Consider the following 17,863-nt stretch of genomic DNA (forward strand, 5'->3'; position numbering starts at 1 on the left):
TCATCCTTTCGCCTTTAGCCTTTATCCTTTCGCCTTTCGATATGTCCTTTCACCTCAACCTGCGCACCCCCATCACGAGCGGCCCGAAAATCGCCGAAATGCGCATCACCCCCATCGCCATCGTTGACCCCCCGCTGCTCAACGCCGCCGGCCTCCACGCCCCCTACGCCCTGCGCACCGTCATCGAACTCATCACCGATGACGGCATCACCGGCATCAGCGAAATCCCCGGCACCGTTGCCATCAACCAATCCCTCGAAGAAACCCGACCGCTCATCCTCGGCAAAGATCCCTCCAATCTTCCCGACATCATGGCCGCCATCCAGGGCCACTTCGGCGAGGAATCCATCGCCAACCGCGGCGCCACCCCCTGGGACCAGCGTAAACTCGTCCACATCTTCAGCGCCATCGAAGTCGCCTGCCTCGACATCATCGGCAAAATCACCAACCAACCCATCGTCGACCTCCTCGGCGGCAAAAAACGCGACCTCGTCCCCTTCGCCGCCTACCTCTTCTACAAATACGAAGGTGCCGGCGGCCCGCTCGAATTCAACATCGACCCGACCGCCACCGGCTGGCCCGCCGCCCGCCAGGCCGCCGCCCTCGACCCCGCCGGCATCGTTGCCCAGGCCCACGCCATGGTCGCCGAATTCGGTTTCCAATCCCTCAAACTCAAAGGTGGCTGCTTCGAACCCCGTCTGGAAGTCGATGCCATCATCGCCCTGCGCGAAGCCTTCCCCAACACCCCCCTGCGCATCGACCCCAACGGCGTCTGGACCGTCGAAACCGCAATCAAGTATGGTCGCGAACTCGAACCCTACCTCGAATACCTCGAAGACCCCGTGCGCGGCCAAAAAGACATGGCCACCGTCCGTCGCGCCCTCAAAACTCCTCTCGCCACCAACATGTGCACCACCTCCTTCGCCTGCCTCCCCGGCAGCGTCGAGCACCATTCCGAAGACATCATCCTCAGCGACCACCACTTCTGGGGCGGCCTCACCGCCTCAATGAAACTCGCCGCCAAATGCCAGGAAATCGGCCGCGATCTCTCCATGCATTCCAACAGCCATCTAGGAATCTCCCTCGCCGCCATGGTCCATCTCGGCGCCGCCCTTCCCAACTTCACTTCTGCCCTCGACACCCACTACCCCTGGCAGTCCGACGAGATCATCAAAGGCGGCCGCCTCCCCTTCGAAAACGGCTCCGTCCGCGTCCCAGATGGACCCGGCCTAGGCGTCGAACTCGACCACGAAGCCCTGGAGAAGCTCCACCAAAACTTCCTCACCTGCGGACTAACCCACCGCGACGACCTCGTAGAAATGCGCAAAAAAGTCCCCGACTGGGAATTCCAAAACGTGCGCTGGTGAAGAGCAGCATATGAGCCGAAGGTTCAATCAGGTGAGCTCCAAGGGAGATTCAGCAGAAACCATCGGCCATGAAATCATCCCTGCAATATACCTTCCTTTTATCTTTCCTGCTTCTTGGCGCAGTCCGCGGATCCCCCGTCGACACCGCGCATGATTGGGAAAAGAACCCTCTGTTAAATTCGATAAGCATTTCGGCCCAGGGGATCATGGGCGAATACGAAGCGTGGTCAAATGACTGGTCGAAAAGTGATCGAAAGCCCACCGAAAAAGATCAGATAATCAACCGGATCACCGAGTCATTCTTCATCAGTTTCATCAATTGTCTTGCAGTCGCTCGCAATCCCCAACTGCTAACCCAAGGCGCACGCTTTTTAGATACTCAAGTTCCATCCGAATTCGATCATTTGTGGAAATTCGTATTCATCGAATTCGTCAACGCAGCCCGGGATGCAGACGGAAAACTTCTTCAATCCGAACACCTCATCAATCTAAAGAAAAGAGCCACAAACTAGCCACAATCAGGCCGCCATTCTTCCCGACAAGTGCACAGCCAAGCTATCACTATGACCCCAGCACGATCCGTTCCCCCGAAACACGCGGCTCGGGATCTGGCAGCCCGCAAAAAACTGATCACCCGCCGACACCTCCCCTTCAGACCCTGGCACCGATATCAAGATGATACCGCGTGCCCTTAAGCTCTCCTCTGCGCTTAAGGGCATTCTTCTCAACCAGATCATTCAAATCCCGGGTAGCTGTGGCACGCGACGCACCGGTGATTCGAATGTATTTTTCAGCACTGAGACCACCCTCGAATCCTGATGGACCTTCCCTCAGAACACGCTGGATGGCCTTTGCCTGACGTTCATTAAACTGCCCCTCGAAACGGTCATAGATTTTAATTCGGCAATCAGGAAGTTCAGATTTCTCAGGCATGAGCTATTGCCGCTCTTTTTATGCCTCACAAAACAGCATATTTTGAGGCATAAACCACCAATTGTTATTCAATCTCCGTTGTTCGGATGCTCTTCTTGAATAGCCGACGCAATCCTGCTTCTCCACGACAGCAGCATTGAATCCGTGGTCGCACAATTCCCCAAAACCATCGGTCAACGGCTGCAGGAGCGGAACGTTGTCGACCGAGTTCTCTGTCGAATCTCTACAACCTGCAGATCCCTCTGAAAGTTCAAAGCCGTGCGCTGGCAATGTGCCCCATCAAGGCATCCGCGCCTTCTTCACGCGCTGATCCCACAACACCTTCTGCCGACCGGTTGCCGTAACGGCGTCGCCGACCTCGGCTTTGGTGGTCAATAACACCCGGCCTTCGAAATCGACTTCCACCAGCAACTTCGCCAGCGCATCATAAGCTTCGACATCACCCTCTTCCTGCATATCCACCAAGACGACGGATCCAAGATAGTCCTGCACCAGCTTGAACTCCTCCTCCACCCCTTTGGCCGTCAGAGCGCCATTGCCCACGCCGAAGGCGGCCCGCACCTGGTCCTGATCCACCGCTTTCAACACCGCGATCAGATCCGCCACATTTCCCGTTCCCGCCTGCGCTTCCACGCGGATCTCCTGACCAAATCCCACGGCAAAATCCCCCAATTCGCGCAGCATTTTCACCGTCTGTTCGATCAATGCCTCATCGCCTTTAAGATCCCCAAGACGAACCCTCACGCCGCTGCCGCCCACATCATGCCCCAGCCGCACATGCTGTTTCACCTGATCAACCGCCGTCGCCAGTGCCGCCTTGTCCACGGCATCAAACGCCACATCCACCCGCATGCCCACCACCGCAACTCCTGCTTCTTCAAACTGCTCCCGCAAAGCCGTTCTTTCCTCTGGACTCAACACCGGCAGCACTCCATGGCCATGTCCCGCGCCAAGCTCCACCTGCTTGACTCCCGCAGTCTCCAAACTCTCCACGAGTTGCAACAAATCCCACTCTCGTCCCCATTCCACCGTGCTCAAGGCAAACGTCATGTATTCGCCCTGCGGCTTCAGCGTCTGCCCCATCAAACTAGCACCAGTTGAACTCACCACGCCAACCATCATCGCCTGAACCAACGTCAATTTACTCCAGATCATCATGCGGCCCATCCTCCCATGGTTTGCGCTCACCTGTCAACCACCTTGCGTTGTTCGAACAACCATCGCAACGCCGCATGATCATCCTCACCCCACACCCGTTTCGCAATGCCGTGACCTCCTCCGGCATACTCCGTATATTTCACCCCACTGCCCTCCTTTTTCAGCGCCACCACCATGTCCCTGGTGCGTTGCACCGGCACCTGATCATCCTGGTCTCCATGAAACGTCCACACCGGCACCTTCGCTATCGCTACAGGCTTCGCGCGACGCACATCGCTTAGTCCGCACACCGGCACCATCCCTGCAAAACGATCGGGATCTCGCGACGCCCAGTTCCACGAGGCACTGCCACCCATCGAAACCCCTGTCAGATAAATCCGCGCAACATCCACCGGATATCTCGCCAGCACATCCTCCAAAGCTGCCATCGCCCCCAACAACTGGTCACTCGCCTCTTCGTCGCTTTTCAACCAAAACGGCGGCTTCAACCGCTGATTGTCCCACTTCACCCAATTGTTGGGTCGCTCCCCACTGGCATCATCGCCATCCTGACACTGCGGCACCAGCACAAAACAGCGGAACTTCTCGCGCAACTCCGGCGTCGCCAGCAACCGTGGCAACTCTTCCTTCAACGGCTTCGCACCATCCGTTCCTTTTGACCCACCCCCATGCATGTAAATCACCAGCGGATACCGGGCCTTGTCCTCAACTGTCCACCCCAGCGGCACCATCAACCCACAACCACGATTCGCCGTCGGCGGAACCATCCGCTCCTCACCCACCTCTTCTCGAAAATAGGGTGAATCCTCCGCCGAAGTTTTCACCACCATCAACAGCAACAAAATCACGAAAAACTTCATCTCTCATCCTACCCCCAAACCGGCCTCGCTGGCAACGTTTCAACCACTCAGAAACCCATCTTCGACCGGATCAAATGCCGGTAGGTTCGCCCCACGGGTATCCGATCTGCCCAACCCTTCAGCGCCAAGTTCCAACCCGCTCCGGTTGCTTTTTCCACCCCCAAAATCCGGTCGGCCCGCACCACAAACCTTTGATGCACCCGGACAAAGTCATCCCGCCCCAGTAACGCAATCCACGACCGCAAACTCCGCAACTCCATGAACCGTTTCCCGTTGATGAGGTGAATCCACGTGTAGTCTCCAAACGATCGCAACATCACGATCTCATCCTCCGTGATCGACACCCTCGTTTTTGCACTTTTCACGTTGATCACCCTCGACAGGTTCGCAGGCTGCCCACCCGCACCAATATCAGCGCTTGCATCAATTCCTGAGACCGAGGGAACTCTCTCCCGCGCCAACAATCCCGCCAGATGCATCGCCACTTTCTTCTTGAACTCAACACGGTGGGCGCTCCACCCCTTGACGGGTCTTGGATGATCGTAACCGTGGAAACCAATCAGCCGTCCTCGATAAACCAAAGGAAAAACCAGGGTTGCCCCCACTTTCTGTCGCTTCAATTCTGCCCTCAAGCCCTTCGCCGACCGCGGCATCTTGTCCACATCGGGAATTTCGATCACTTCCCGATTCACCAGCCGTTGATGCCCCCACGACATCATTTGCGACGAGGCCCCCTGCAAATCCATCACATGAGGCTCCACTCCTCGATTGGCCCATTCATGAACATTCCAAAAACGGGTCAGGTCATCACTGTATCTCGCGATCCAAACCCTGTCCGCCTTCACCAATCGCCCCATCAACCTCAAGGTCTTATCGATGGCAACTTTAGAAGATCTCTCGCAGGCGTGTTTCGCCAACAACCGCCAAAAGACTGCTTCCTCGGATCGATCAGGGGGGGATTTTAACTTTGCAGTTGCCATGAAAATGCCACCATCAGCAAAAGATTAATGCCAAATCCTAGAATCCATGCCAGAAGCGACATCAAGTTCCTGAGACAATGGCTCAGATATACTAATGAATGGGTGAAAATCGTCAATTCAATTCCCTAAAACTTTTCTCCATCCAACCATCAGATAGCATTGGAAATCAATCTCTTGCAGAGATAACCAAGCAATTGCCCCACGATTCCTTAAGATCGGTCTGGATGGATGAAAAATCGAAAACCCTCAATGCAGTGCTATCATCCAATTTATTGATTAGTTTAGCTAATTGACGCGCCTAAACAATTCGCATCGCCATCGCACGCATGCACAAAAATCGACCCCCACGGCAGAAAATCGATTTAAGCTGAAAACCCCCTGCAATTATCGACCCCAAATGTCGGAAATCTATGCGGGTTTGTGATTGGTCCAGTTCCCGCCATTACTGGGCTCGCTGGCCTTATGACCCTTTCACCATCCCCCGTCCCCCACTGGAAGAGTCACAAGTAACCTCCGCGATGCTCCCAACAAACATCGCAGCCAAACAACCGTTCTTGTGATCATATCCCCGGCTGATCCCAAGACGGTTGCTTCAAAACAAATCAACCTGAAATAGCCATGACATCCCCAACTCCCGACAAACCCCTCTCATCGTCGAATCGATTTCGTTCGATCTTCATCGTCCTTGGTGCCCTCGCTGCCGTCCTGTCTCCGGGAATGACAATAAAAGCGCAGACCACCCACTATCTTTACGGTTTGCACAATACATCTGGCGCTGCCGACGCGGCAAATTTCAATTTGGTGCAATTCGCCGTCGCGAATCCGTATGGTGCATCCACGGTCACATCAAGCACTAGGGTGGCAAATCTAGGATCTTATGTTTCCAACTACGGTGCCGCCGGTCGTTACCGCGAATACATCAACGGTCTCGCGATTGATATAACCACCAATGACGTTTATTTTAACTATACCTACAACGACAACAGTGCTAGCGCGACCGCTGGCAACTACACGTTTCAACTATACAAGGGAAATTTGAATGGCTCAGTCTGGGAAGTCGATCTTGTTCATTCCATTACTGCTGCCTTGGCTGGCGGTCTCCCGGATTCAGACAGCGCAGGCAGCGGTGCCTTTCCCCGTGGAGCTTTCGACCCGGTGTCGAACAGCTACTACACAGGAGGACAACTCACAGACAGCCTGACTCGACTTAACTTGAATGCCAGCGGAACTGCCGTCACCAGCATTGACAACTTCAGCAACTTTGACCTTACCCCTTTCGGGGATTATGGCGGCGGAGATTTTGTCATTTCTAATGGAACTCTCTACACTTCGACCGTGGTCGACGGAGAGAACCGTCTGATCCGCAGAACCATCTCAGGTATTGAAAATGGAACAGGTTTCGCAGCAGGAGTTATTATGGATGACGACCTCTCGTTTGACGAATTTGGGGTGGTTCAGATTGCCGGACTAGGCGCGGCTGATCTTCTCTACGGACTTTCAAACAGTGGATCGCTATTTCGATTCACCAACCCTGGAGGTGGCACTGAGGCTGCCTTGGGCATTACTGAAATCGTCGATCTTAGTTCTTTTATAGGATTTGGATCCGTCGCCGATATCTCCGAAGCGTTGCTGGCCCCGATCCCCGTTCCCGAACCTTCGGGTGCGCTGCTGATTGGTGTCGCAGGCTGCCTCGCCATCCTCAGACGACGCCGCCAAAGCTAATCATGGGAAATGAAAGTCGGGTAAGGCCCGCCATTGATCGCCTGCTCGCAACTTAGCTTTGCTTTTAAATCCTGGAGCACACGCAATTTCGTTGCGTGTGCTCTGTTTCCGTTTACTGCTCCATCGCCAAACACTACCGCCTCGGCTCAACATTAAATACAACCTCCCATCAAGATTCACTCCCATGTCTCTTCGTTATTGCCTCCCCCTCGTTCAAAGTCTGCTGATCGTTTCTCCAGCCCTTGCCCAATCCCCACCCGACAGCACTCAAATGGAAACCGTCACGGTCACTGCTTCCGCTCCTTCCGACGGATACCAAGCCACGGATTCCATCACTGCCCTTAAGTCCAACGCCCGGTTGCTGGAGACGCCCCAGTCGGTCACCGTGCTTACCGACGCATTTATCAAAGACCGCGATTTCCATCGACTTGATGAAGTGTTGAGATACAGCGCTGGTGTTTCCACCGGAGGATTTTATGACGTGTTGGACTCATTCCGTATCCGCGGTTTTGCCGCTGACGACGTCACGTATCTTGATGGATTAAAGATCACCGGCTTCTCCTCGCCGATGGAACTATGGGGCCTCGAACGGGTCGAAGTAGTCAAAGGTCCCGCTTCAACACTCTACGGCGGAGCTTCCCTCGGCGGCCTCATCAACATGGTCAGCAAACGCCCCCAACCCGATGCCTTCACCGAATTCACCCTCGGCGGCGGCTCCTACAACCTGTTCACCAGTGGCCTCGACGTGAATCGTCCACTCTCCAAAAACGTGTCCGCCCGCGTGAACGCCTTTTATCGGGAAAACGAATCATTCGTCGATCATGTCGAATATCAGCGAATCTTCGTCGCGCCCTCGCTCACTTGGAAAATGGGACCCGACACCAGCCTGACCATCCTCACCAGTTACAAATACACCGACGAAATCTTCAGACTTCCTTTGGTGGCTCATGGCACCGTCCTCCCCAACAAGAACGGCCAGATTCCCCATGACCGATTCATCGGAATCCCTGGAAAATCCCAGGGTGTGCAAGGCTGGCTCGGCACCGCCGGATATGAGTTCAACCACCAGTTCAACGACATCGTGTCACTGCGCCAGAACCTGCGCGCCAGTTGGAGCAACCTGCATCGCATCGATATTCTCTACCCCGCCTATCTCGACGACAACCAACGCACCCTGTATCTCATCCCACCGGTCAACGTCATTGATGACCACTTCAATTTCGCCGTGGACACCGCCGTGACTTTTAAATTCACCACCGTGAAGATCGACCATCATCTCACCACCGGAGTGGACTATAATTATGTCGACCGCAGTTTTGGTCTCGATGGATTTGGCGACGGCGAACTCATCCCCTTCGACCTCTTCTCCCCCAACTACCAAGTTCCGTTCCGTCGCTCATCCGATCCCTTCACCATCTCTTACTCCGAGTTCAATCAGTTCGGCCTTTACATTCAAGAGCAGGCAAAATTTTTCGACAAGCTTACCCTGACCCTCGGCGTGCGATACGACACCACCACGCTCGATGACACCGACCTCGGCCACACCAAAGACAGTGCCACGACACCCCGTGTGGGTTTGACTTATGAGTTCATCCCTGGCGTCGCTGCGTATGCCAGCTACAGCCGATCGTTCAATCCCCAATGGACCTTCACCGACGCCGAAGGCAACGTCGTCGATCCAGAAGAAGGCGAAAACTGGGAAGCCGGAGTCAAAACGTCCCTGCTGGACGGACGTCTCACCGCTTCCCTAGCCGTCTATCAACTCACCCGCGAAAACGCCGCCACCGACGATCTCTCCACGCCCTACCCGCTCGACTCCTTTGCCGCTGGCGAACAAAGAGCACGCGGCGTCGAACTGGAAAGCGCCATCAACCTCGCTCCTGGCTGGGACTTTATCTTTGCCTACAGCTATACCGAGACCGAAATCCTCAAGGACAGCCTTCTGCCTGTCGGTGGTCGCACCCTTGGCGTCCCCGATCACAACATCAATGCCTGGCTAAAATACACCGTGCAAAGTGGGCCCCTGCGCGGATTTGGATTGGGCATCGGCGGACGCTATCTTACCTCCCAGGCTGGCTCCGCCTACAACACCTTTGATCTGCCCGCCTATGGCATCGTGGACGCCGCTCTCTACTATGAACGCAAAAACTTCAGCGCCCAGATCAACTTCAACAACGTCTTGGACAAGCGCCACTTCGTCGGTTCCTACGACGAACTCTACGTCCTTCCCGGTCAACCCTTCAACATGAGTGCCAGCATCACCATGAAGTTTTGAGCAACCCCCGTCCCAATTGGACGACTCATAAAACCCGGCACAAGATGCCGGATTCCGCCCCCGATACGCATTTCACTTTTCACTTTTCACTCTTTTAAACTCATACCCATCCAACGTAAATCCCTCCGCCTCTTTCTGACCTTGCTAAAACCTAAAAACGGCTAGATCGGGCCATGTCAGCGCGCCTGGCCAGTCAAACATCAAGGTGTCTCCATCCCAGCCACGCAACACCCCCGACCACTGACCGGACTCCGTTCCCACGTTTAAAACAAATTCTCCTTTTGCCTCCGCATCGACCTTGATCGTCCACTTCCCAAAAAGATCACTCACATACACTCCCGCATAGTTCACTGGCACATATCGCGGTGGATGGCCATCACTGGGTGGCTTGGGTTTGTTCGCAAGGATTTTGGCAATCTCGCCGCCCTGCTGGAAGATTCGTTCCTGAAGTTGCTTTGACTCGCCATCTTCTTTCTCTCCATTTGCCCCTTCAACTGCCTCCAGCAAAACCTTGGTCCTCACGGCTTCAGGAAACGTGGTGAGATGCAAATTAGCCAGCACCGCCACTCCCAACTCCTCCTCCGGCACCAGCATCACACTGGCTCGAATGCCCTCCAACGCCCCGCTTTTTTCCACCACGCGTCGATTTCCAGAATAATAGACATTCCAACCAGGACTGAAGAAAAAACCCGTGTCAGCTCCAATCGGCGGCACCGCCGCAAAATCCATCTGACTTGCCAACACTGGCGAAAACATCGTTTCCACCGTCTCCTCCTTCAGCACCTGCCGATCTCCACTTTTCCCCTTCGCCAGCAACACGTTCATCATCTTCGCCAGATCATTCGCCGTTGAACTGAGTCCACTCGATGATGCGTAGGTGTCCGGCATTGACACCTCCACCGCCTTGGCCTGCCCGTCGACCACCCTGTATTGCCGCGATACATTCTTATCTTCATCAAAATCCCCCCAATATCCCGACCGCGACATGCCAACCGGAACCAACACCGATTCCGACAATAACTTTTCGTAAGTCGAACCCCATGCCGCAGCCGCCGCTTCGCCAGCCAGAAAGTAACCAATATTGGAATACTCGGCGTGATCACGAAATGAATAAGCCGGATGAATGAAACGCAAACGCTTCAATAATTCCTCACGCGGAAATAGATGCCGCCAGTAGGGAGGAAATCCATAACTCACCAAACCCGTGCGATGCGTCAGCAGATCCCGCAACGTTACGTCTTGGGTGGCATGCTCATCCATCAATCGCAAGCCAGGCAACACCTCCACCACTGGTTGATCCCACCCGAGCTTTCCAGCGTCTGCCACCGCCCCGGCCGCCATGGCCGTCAGCACCTTTGAAACACTGGCCAGATGAAAAATCGTGTCCGCATCCACCGGCGCCGCTGTCTCCAAATCCCGAAATCCAAATCCCTTCACCAACACCGACTTGCCGTCCTTGACCACTGTCACCGACGCTCCGGGAACCTGATAACGCTTCATCGCCTCTTCGATGAACTTTTCGAATTGTTCCGCAGAGATGCTCTCGCGCTCAGGCAATTCCTCTCCAATCGCGCCCACCGCGATCGTCAGCATCATTAACAAACCAGCCCTCCAACCACGCGAAACAACGGAGCAGATTTTCATTGGGGGTAATAATTAAAAAATGATCTGCTTACGTCGGCACCGCATTCACATCCACTGCCACCGACAACTCATGGCTGCCCTCCCCAATCACAATCCCCCGCAGTGGACTCACATCGCGAAAATCCCGACCATGCGCGACGGTGATGTGCCGCGTTCCAGGAATGCAATTGTTCGTCGGATCAAGGTCCACCCAACCCAACTGCGTCCCGCACCACACACTCACCCAGGCATGCGAAGCATCCGCCCCAACCAGCTTCACTTTCCCCGGGGGAGGCAACGTTTCCAGATAGCCACTCACATATTTGGCCGGCAACCCCAATGACCTCACACATGCAATCAACACATGCGCAAAATCCTGACACACCCCTCGCCGTTTTTTGAACGCCTCATCCACCGGCGTCGCCACATCCGTTGCTGCTGGATCAAAGGCAAACTCCTTGTTGATCCGCGTATTCAAATCCAATGCCGCCTTCAACATGCTGCGACCCGGCTGAAAACTGATCCTCGCATAAGCCGCAAATTCTTCCGACGGATAAATCAATCGCGATGGAAAACTGAACTCACCCGCCATCACATCCTCGGTCAACCGATCCATCCGGCAACGCTGCTGCAAGACCTCCCACGACTCCGACTTGGCATGATCGATCCATCCTCCCACATTGACCTCCACCTTGCTGCGAGCCGTCACCGTCAACCGACGATGCGCCCCGCGAATTGCAAAGAACAACGCTGGATTCCCAAAGTAATCCACATGCCCGGCCCGGTCCGTCGGCGGCGGTTCAATCGTCACCTCATGCTCCAGACAACGCTGGGTGTCCATCGCCCGCGGCGAAAGCCTCGCCATGTGATGCGAAATCGACACCGGCTCGTCATACACATAGGTCGTTCGATGGCTAATCTCGTAAATCATTCCGTCAATCCTCCATCAAGTTAAATCACCTCACCCGCGACAACGCATGCGCAAAATAATGCTGCGTCACCGATCTCGAAAAATTGGAAAGCGACGTGCTCATGTGTTCACAAAGCGACAACAGATTGCCCGGCTCCCGATCCTCCGCCTGCGCCAGCGCCGGGAAATGCGTGCTCGCAATGATCGACAACATCCCATCCACCTGCCGTTTCTCATCCCCGATGTTCCCTTCCTGACCATCACGCGGCAACTGCGACGCATGACGGCTCATCTGCTGCAACTGCCACATCAACGAACGCGGATTCGTCTCATCCGCGATCAACAAATCCAGGATCGGCGCCAGTTGCGGCCTTGTGTGATACCGACGCCGGAACGTCATCGCACTGTCGCAAATCTCCAACAACGGACCCAGCACCGCCTCATTGCGCGGACCAGGATGCACCGCCGCCTTCACCCAGCTCATCAAGTTGTCCGCCCGCTCAACGCGCCGGCCAAGATCCAAAAACCTCCATCCATGACCACGCGTCATATTCTCCATCTCCATTCCCGAAAACGCCGCCAGATCTAACACCAGCTTGTTCAGCATCAGCAACGCCTCAGGCACACTGAAGCGTTGCGAACGCGGTTGCGAATCCTGCTCCAGCTGGTTGCACAAACGCCACGTGTCATCGGAAATCCGATCACGCAACGCAAACGCATTGTAACGCAAACGACCGAGCAAATCACGCACCCCGCCATCCTTCTTCCGACTCAAAATCAACACCGCCAAACGAGCCAGCAATGCCTTGCCAACTGGCCCACTGCCAAAACGATCCGGCAAATAGCCCAAGCCCACCATCCACGGCACCATCGCCTCCAGTTCACGCGTCTGATCCTCGTTCCCCTCCCCCGCCAGCCGCTGCACCACGGCACGTAACAACCTCACAAACCCTTCCAAGCGCTCCGCATACCGACCCAGCCAGTAATAATGATCCGCCACCCGACTCGGCACCTCGCCCGCATTCTTCTCCGAACGCATCGACACCACCGGCGGCAACATCAAGGTCAGTTGCTCCACCGGTGAATCCGAAAGCACCCACGTGTCCTTGCTCACCCCGCCGTTCTGCATCGAAACCACCATGCCCTGAGGTGACGGACTCACCCGCGTCAATCCACCCGGCATAACCGCCAGGTCATCGCCATTGGGCACAATGTAACAACGCAACACCAACGGACGCTGCTCCAGCCTGCCCCCGTAAAACACCGGTGCGGTCGAAAGATTCAACAACTCCTGCGCCGCGTATTCATGCGGAAACGCCCGCATCCTCGACAACAATTCGTCGCGCCGCGCCCCACTCAATTTCGCCCCGAATTCCGGACGTCCTGCGCCACTCAAAAACGCGCGTTTGATCACATAACGTTCCAGATTGGCCTCCACCTGCTGCAACACTTTCTGCTGCCCACACCACCACGTTTCCGCATTCGGCAGCGTCAAATCCTGAGCCAGCAAATGTCGACAAAGACCCGGCAAAAACGGCAGCATCGCCGTCGTCTCCACCACTCCGGTGCCCACTCCGTTTGCAATTGCCACATTCCCCGCCCGCCAGGCCTCCATCAAACCAGCCACCCCCAACCACGTCTCGCTGCGCAATTCCAAAGGATCACAAAACGTATCATCCACCCGACGCAAAATCACATCCACCTGACGCAACCCCTCGAGCGTCTTCAAAAACACCTTACGATCCCGCACCGTCAAATCCGCCCCTTCCACCAGCGTGAACCCAAGATACCGCGCCTTATACGCATGCTCGAAATACGTCTCGTTGAGCGGACCCGGCGTCATCAGCACCACCAACGGATCATGCTTGTTCTGCGGAGCCAGCGACCGCAGGCTGTCCCGCTCAATCTGGAAAAATCCCGCCAGACGTTCCACATTCAGATCGCGAAACTCATCCGGAAACAAACTCGTCAAAACCACCCGGTTCTCCAAAGCATACCCTTTGCCGGATGGCGCCTGGGTCCGATCCGCCAAAACCCGCCAGCGACCACTCGAATCACGCGCGATGTCCACCGCATGATGGAAAAGCGACATCCCGCCCGCCGGCTCAATGCCATGGGCCGCCCGCAGAAACCCCGGATTCGCAAACAGCATCCCCGGAGGCACCCAACCCTCCTTCAACAAGCGACGCGGACCATACAAATCGCGCACGATCATGCGCAGCAGCTTCGAACGCTGCTTCAACGCCTTCTCCAACCAGTCCCACTCCTTGGCACCGATCACCAACGGCAGAATGTCCAGCTTCCAATGCCGGTCCGCCGCCTGCGGATCATCATAAATGGTGTAGGTCGCCCCGTGCTCGCGCAGCAGTCGACTCGCCTCCTCCTGACGCACCGCCAGATCACTGACCTCCATCTGGGCCAGCCCCTCGAGAAAGCCCTTCCAGCTTGCACGCGGCAGTCCATCAGCGCCGCGAGCTTCATCGAAGCCCGAACCGGTCGCTCTGCACGCCGCCAGCAAAGCCGCGACACTGACATTGGCGGGTGGGGGTTGCATCATCAGGCCATCATCTTCCAAGATCACCAACTACCCATGCCCAGAGTTCTCACTCGCGCAAATCAAGCGTGAAAGGAAATTCGCCCGACTTCACCGCCGCAGGCACTTCCAACGGCCCGCCCGTATGACCAATGGATTCAAAACGCGCCAGGCGACGGCTTTCCGCCTCATACGCATTCACCGGCAACGTCTCGTAACTGCGTCCACCCGGGTGCGCCACATGATAGCGACAACCGCCCATCGAACGCTGGTTCCAAGTATCCACCAGATCAAACGTCAACGGGGCATCCACACCGATCAGCGGATGCAAACAGTTCGGCGGCTGCCATGCGCGATACCGCACCCCGCAAACCCCTTCGCCATTGATCCCGGTAGGATGCAAAGGAACACGTTTCCCGTTCACCATCATGGCAAAACGGTCGCCGATCATTCCCGAAACCTTCACCTGCAAACGCTCCACCGAGCTGTCCACATAACGCACCACCGATCCGGCCGAGGAATCTTCCCCCAACACATGCCAAGGCTCCAGCGCACTGCGCAGTTCTACCTGCACCCCTCTTTGCACAAACTCACCAATGAATGGAAAACGGAACTCAAAGTGCGGCTCAAACCACTCCTTTTTCATGTGGAATCCACTGCCCTGAAGATCCGACATCACATCACTGAAATCGTCCCACAAAAAGTGCGGCAACATCCAGCGATCATGAATCTCCGTGCCCCATCTCACCGGCGAACCGCGATACGGTTTCTCCCAGAAATGCGCCACCAAAGCCCGCAAAAGCAACTGCTGCGACACGCTCATGCGCGCATGCGGCGGCATCTCGTAACTGCGCAACTCCAACAGCCCCAGACGACCCGTGCTCGAATCCGGCGAAAACATCTTGTCGATGCAGAACTCCGCCCGGTGCGTGTTCCCCGTCGCATCCACCAAAAGGTTGCGGAACAACCGGTCCACTGTCCAGGGCGGCAGATACGCCCCGCCCGGATCCGGCACCTGATTGAACGCCAACTCCAATTCATACAAGGAGTCATTGCGCGCCTCATCCACCCGAGGTGCCTGACTGGTCGGCCCGATAAACAAACCGGTGAAAAGGTAGCTCAACGATGGATGATTCTGCCAGTAGCAAAGCAGCGACTTCAGCAAATCAGGACGACGCAGCACCGGCGAATCCGTCGGCGTCGCCGCACCAATGATGATGTGGTTGCCGCCGCCTGTGCCCGTGTGCCGACCATCCAGCATGAACTTCTCCGTGCCCAATCTCGTCAAGCGAGCCTCGTCATAAAGCGTCTCGGTCTTCTCGACCAGCTCATCCCACGTGGATGAAGGATGCAAATTCACCTCAATGACCCCCGGGTCAGGCGTCACCTTCAAAACCTCAAGCCGCATGTCAAACGGCGGGGTTGAACCCTCAATAATCACCGGAAGACTCAGCTGTTTTGCCGTCTCCTCAATCGCCGCCACCAACTCCAGGTAACCTTCCACCTCTTCCACCGGCGGCATGAAGATGTGCAGCCGACCCTCGCGCGGCTCCACACACAACGCCGTCCTCACCACCCACGAGGCACTCTCATTCAATGCCGGATCACGACCATGATCCCGCTCCAACGGTGCAAGCTTCGCCACCTTGGCCAGCTTCGCCGCCACCTCACGAGCCTCCGCACTGCCCTCCACCGCCACATGCAACTGACGCTCCAACAACGGCTTCAACGCCGATGCCGCCTTGTCTTTGCCCGTTCCCTTAACCGCTCCTTGATTCACCGAAGACGGATGCGGACGCAGTTCGCCCAACGGCAATGGCTTCTCCAACGGATCCTTCTCATAGGCGATCTCCGCCTCCTCCGGTTTCACCCACGGCAGCGCATCCATCGGCAGGCGGTAACCCATCGGCGAATCACCAGGAATCAAAAACAAGTCCTTGTCGCGCACCTTCCATGGACCACTCACCCATTCAATCTCCTCACCCTCAGCCTGGCACTTCAGCGGCAATACATAACCCACCACATTTCCCAAACCTTTGGAAAACAAACGACGCAAACGCTCACGCTCCTGCTTGTCCTTCAGGCGCGCATCCGTCACCTCCACGTTGGCAGGCAACTTCCCTTCGCGCCACAGATAATAATAAATGTCCTCATACGCCGGCGTCAGGAAACTCCCCTTCACGCCCAGCACATCCATCAAGCGGTCCGCAAACACTCGTGCCTCGCGCACACCATGCCCATAATCCTTGGTTTCATCCGCCACCAGCGACTCATCTTTCCAGATCGGCTGCCCATCTTTGCGCCACCAGCAACCCAGCGACCAGCGCGGCAACACTTCACCCGGATACCATTTGCCCTGTCCATAATGCAGCAGCCCCTTCGAAGGCGCATACCTCGCCCGCATGCGCTTCAGCAACTCTCCCGCCAAGGCCCGTTTTTTCGGACCCACCGCCGTGAAATTCCACTCCGCCCCGTCCATGTCATCAATCGAAATGAACGTGGGCTCGCCCCCCATCGTCAGGCGCACATCGCCATACTTCAAACGTTTGTCCACCGCTCGACCCAACTCCACGATCTTCTGCCACTCCGCTTCCGAATACGGCATCGTCACCCGCGGCGACTCATGAATCCGCGTCACGGTCATTTCGTGATGCATCACCGATTCACATTTTTCAATCGCCCCGCTCACCGGCGCGGCCGACATCGGCTCCGGCGTGCATGCCACCGGAATGTGTCCTTCACCAGCAAACAACCCCGACGTCGGATCAAGCCCGATCCACCCGGCTCCCGGCAGATAAACCTCACACCACGCATGCAAATCGGTAAAATCCACTTCCGTGCCGCTCGGTCCGTCCAGCGACTTCACATCGGCCTTCAACTGGATCAAATACCCGCTCACAAACCGCGCCGCGAAGCCCAGCCCACGCAACACATTCACCAGCAACCAGCCCGAATCCCGACACGATCCGCTCGCCAATTTCAGCGTCTCCTCGGGCGATTGCACCCCGGGTTCCATGCGGATCAAATAACTCACCCGGTGCTGCATCTCCGAATTCAGCCCCACGAGGTAGTCAATCGTCCGCATCTTCGGCTTCGCCTTCCACTCCACAACCATCGCCTCCACCAGCGGCCCCACCTCCGCCATTTCCAAATACGGCGCAATGTCCTTCTTCAGCCACGCTTCATACACAAACGGCGACTCCTCCGCATACTCCTCGAGGAAAAAGTCGAACGGATTGTAAACCGACATCTCCGCCACCAGATCCACCGTCACATCCAGACACTGCGTTTTTTCTGGAAAAACCAGCCGCGCCAGGTAGTTCGCATGGGAATCCTGCTGCCAGTTGATGAAATGTTTCGAGGGCTCGACCTTCAGCGAATAGCTCAAAATTTTGGTCCGACAATGCGGCGCAGGACGCAATCGGATCGTCTGGGGACCCAGCGTCACGCTGCGGTCATAGGTGTAGGTGGTGCGGTGATGGAGGGCAGCGTGAATCGACAT

General features: G+C 56.1%; 11 protein-coding genes and 1 pseudogene. 4 read left to right on the forward strand and 8 right to left on the reverse strand.

The genetic code is table 11. The features are described 5' to 3' along the window. Positions 1–41 precede the first annotated feature (41 nt). A complete protein-coding gene (locus FEM03_RS17765; protein ID WP_138087631.1) occupies positions 42–1,367 on the forward strand; it encodes an enolase C-terminal domain-like protein in 1,326 nt (441 codons plus the stop codon). A 68-nt stretch (positions 1,368–1,435) separates the two neighbouring features. Beyond that, complete coding sequence (locus FEM03_RS17770) at positions 1,436–1,879, forward strand: hypothetical protein (protein ID WP_138087632.1); 444 nt, start codon at positions 1,436–1,438, stop codon at positions 1,877–1,879. Between the two features lie 139 nt (positions 1,880–2,018). On the opposite strand, the pseudogene FEM03_RS17775 reads toward FEM03_RS17770, so the two are convergent. The 4 genes and pseudogenes from FEM03_RS17775 to FEM03_RS17790 form a co-directional block, all read right to left on the reverse strand. Beyond that, positions 2,019–2,270: pseudogene (locus FEM03_RS17775) on the reverse strand (DUF4172 domain-containing protein); the annotation flags it as partial. Between the two features lie 309 nt (positions 2,271–2,579). Then, positions 2,580–3,458 (reverse strand): sugar phosphate isomerase/epimerase family protein, encoded by an 879-nt coding sequence (locus tag FEM03_RS17780; RefSeq protein ID WP_166442958.1) that lies wholly within the window; start codon positions 3,456–3,458, stop codon positions 2,580–2,582. 26 nt (positions 3,459–3,484) lie between these two features. Then, positions 3,485–4,318, reverse strand: a complete 834-nt coding sequence (locus FEM03_RS17785; protein ID WP_138087634.1) for a carboxylesterase family protein — start codon at positions 4,316–4,318, stop codon at positions 3,485–3,487. Positions 4,319–4,365: 47 nt separating this feature from the next. Continuing rightward, the gene (locus FEM03_RS17790) at positions 4,366–5,298 is read right to left on the reverse strand and encodes a GAF domain-containing DNA-binding protein (protein ID WP_138087635.1); all 933 of its coding nucleotides are present in this window, start codon (positions 5,296–5,298) and stop codon (positions 4,366–4,368) included. A gap of 618 nt (positions 5,299–5,916) precedes the next feature. Here FEM03_RS17790 and FEM03_RS17795 point away from each other — a divergent pair. Together FEM03_RS17795 and FEM03_RS17800 are read left to right on the forward strand one after the other, a co-directional pair. Then, the gene (locus FEM03_RS17795; RefSeq protein ID WP_138087636.1) at positions 5,917–7,020 is read left to right on the forward strand and encodes a PEP-CTERM sorting domain-containing protein; all 1,104 of its coding nucleotides are present in this window, start codon (positions 5,917–5,919) and stop codon (positions 7,018–7,020) included. A gap of 184 nt (positions 7,021–7,204) precedes the next feature. Then, positions 7,205–9,295 carry a TonB-dependent siderophore receptor gene (locus FEM03_RS17800; RefSeq protein ID WP_138087637.1) on the forward strand — a complete coding sequence of 697 codons (2,091 nt, stop codon included), beginning with the start codon at positions 7,205–7,207 and terminating at the stop codon, positions 9,293–9,295. Positions 9,296–9,439: 144 nt separating this feature from the next. On the opposite strand, the gene FEM03_RS17805 is transcribed toward FEM03_RS17800, so the two are convergent. Genes FEM03_RS17805 through FEM03_RS17820 form a run of 4 tightly spaced genes read right to left on the reverse strand, consistent with a single transcriptional unit; the run spans position 9,440 to position 17,863 of the window. Next, positions 9,440–10,939 carry a serine hydrolase domain-containing protein gene (locus tag FEM03_RS17805; RefSeq protein ID WP_138087638.1) on the reverse strand — a complete coding sequence of 500 codons (1,500 nt, stop codon included), beginning with the start codon at positions 10,937–10,939 and terminating at the stop codon, positions 9,440–9,442. Positions 10,940–10,967: 28 nt separating this feature from the next. Next, positions 10,968–11,849, reverse strand: coding sequence for a transglutaminase family protein (locus FEM03_RS17810; RefSeq protein WP_138087639.1), 882 nt, complete (start codon positions 11,847–11,849; stop codon positions 10,968–10,970). A 25-nt stretch (positions 11,850–11,874) separates the two neighbouring features. Continuing rightward, entirely contained in the window at positions 11,875–14,385 is a 2,511-nt protein-coding gene (locus FEM03_RS17815) for a circularly permuted type 2 ATP-grasp protein (RefSeq protein WP_138087640.1), read from the reverse strand. Positions 14,386–14,431: 46 nt separating this feature from the next. Further along, a complete protein-coding gene (locus tag FEM03_RS17820; protein WP_138087641.1) occupies positions 14,432–17,863 on the reverse strand; it encodes a transglutaminase family protein in 3,432 nt (1,143 codons plus the stop codon).

This window comes from Phragmitibacter flavus, assembly GCF_005780165.1.
In the GTDB taxonomy this organism is placed as follows: Bacteria; Verrucomicrobiota; Verrucomicrobiia; order Verrucomicrobiales; family Verrucomicrobiaceae; genus Phragmitibacter; species Phragmitibacter flavus.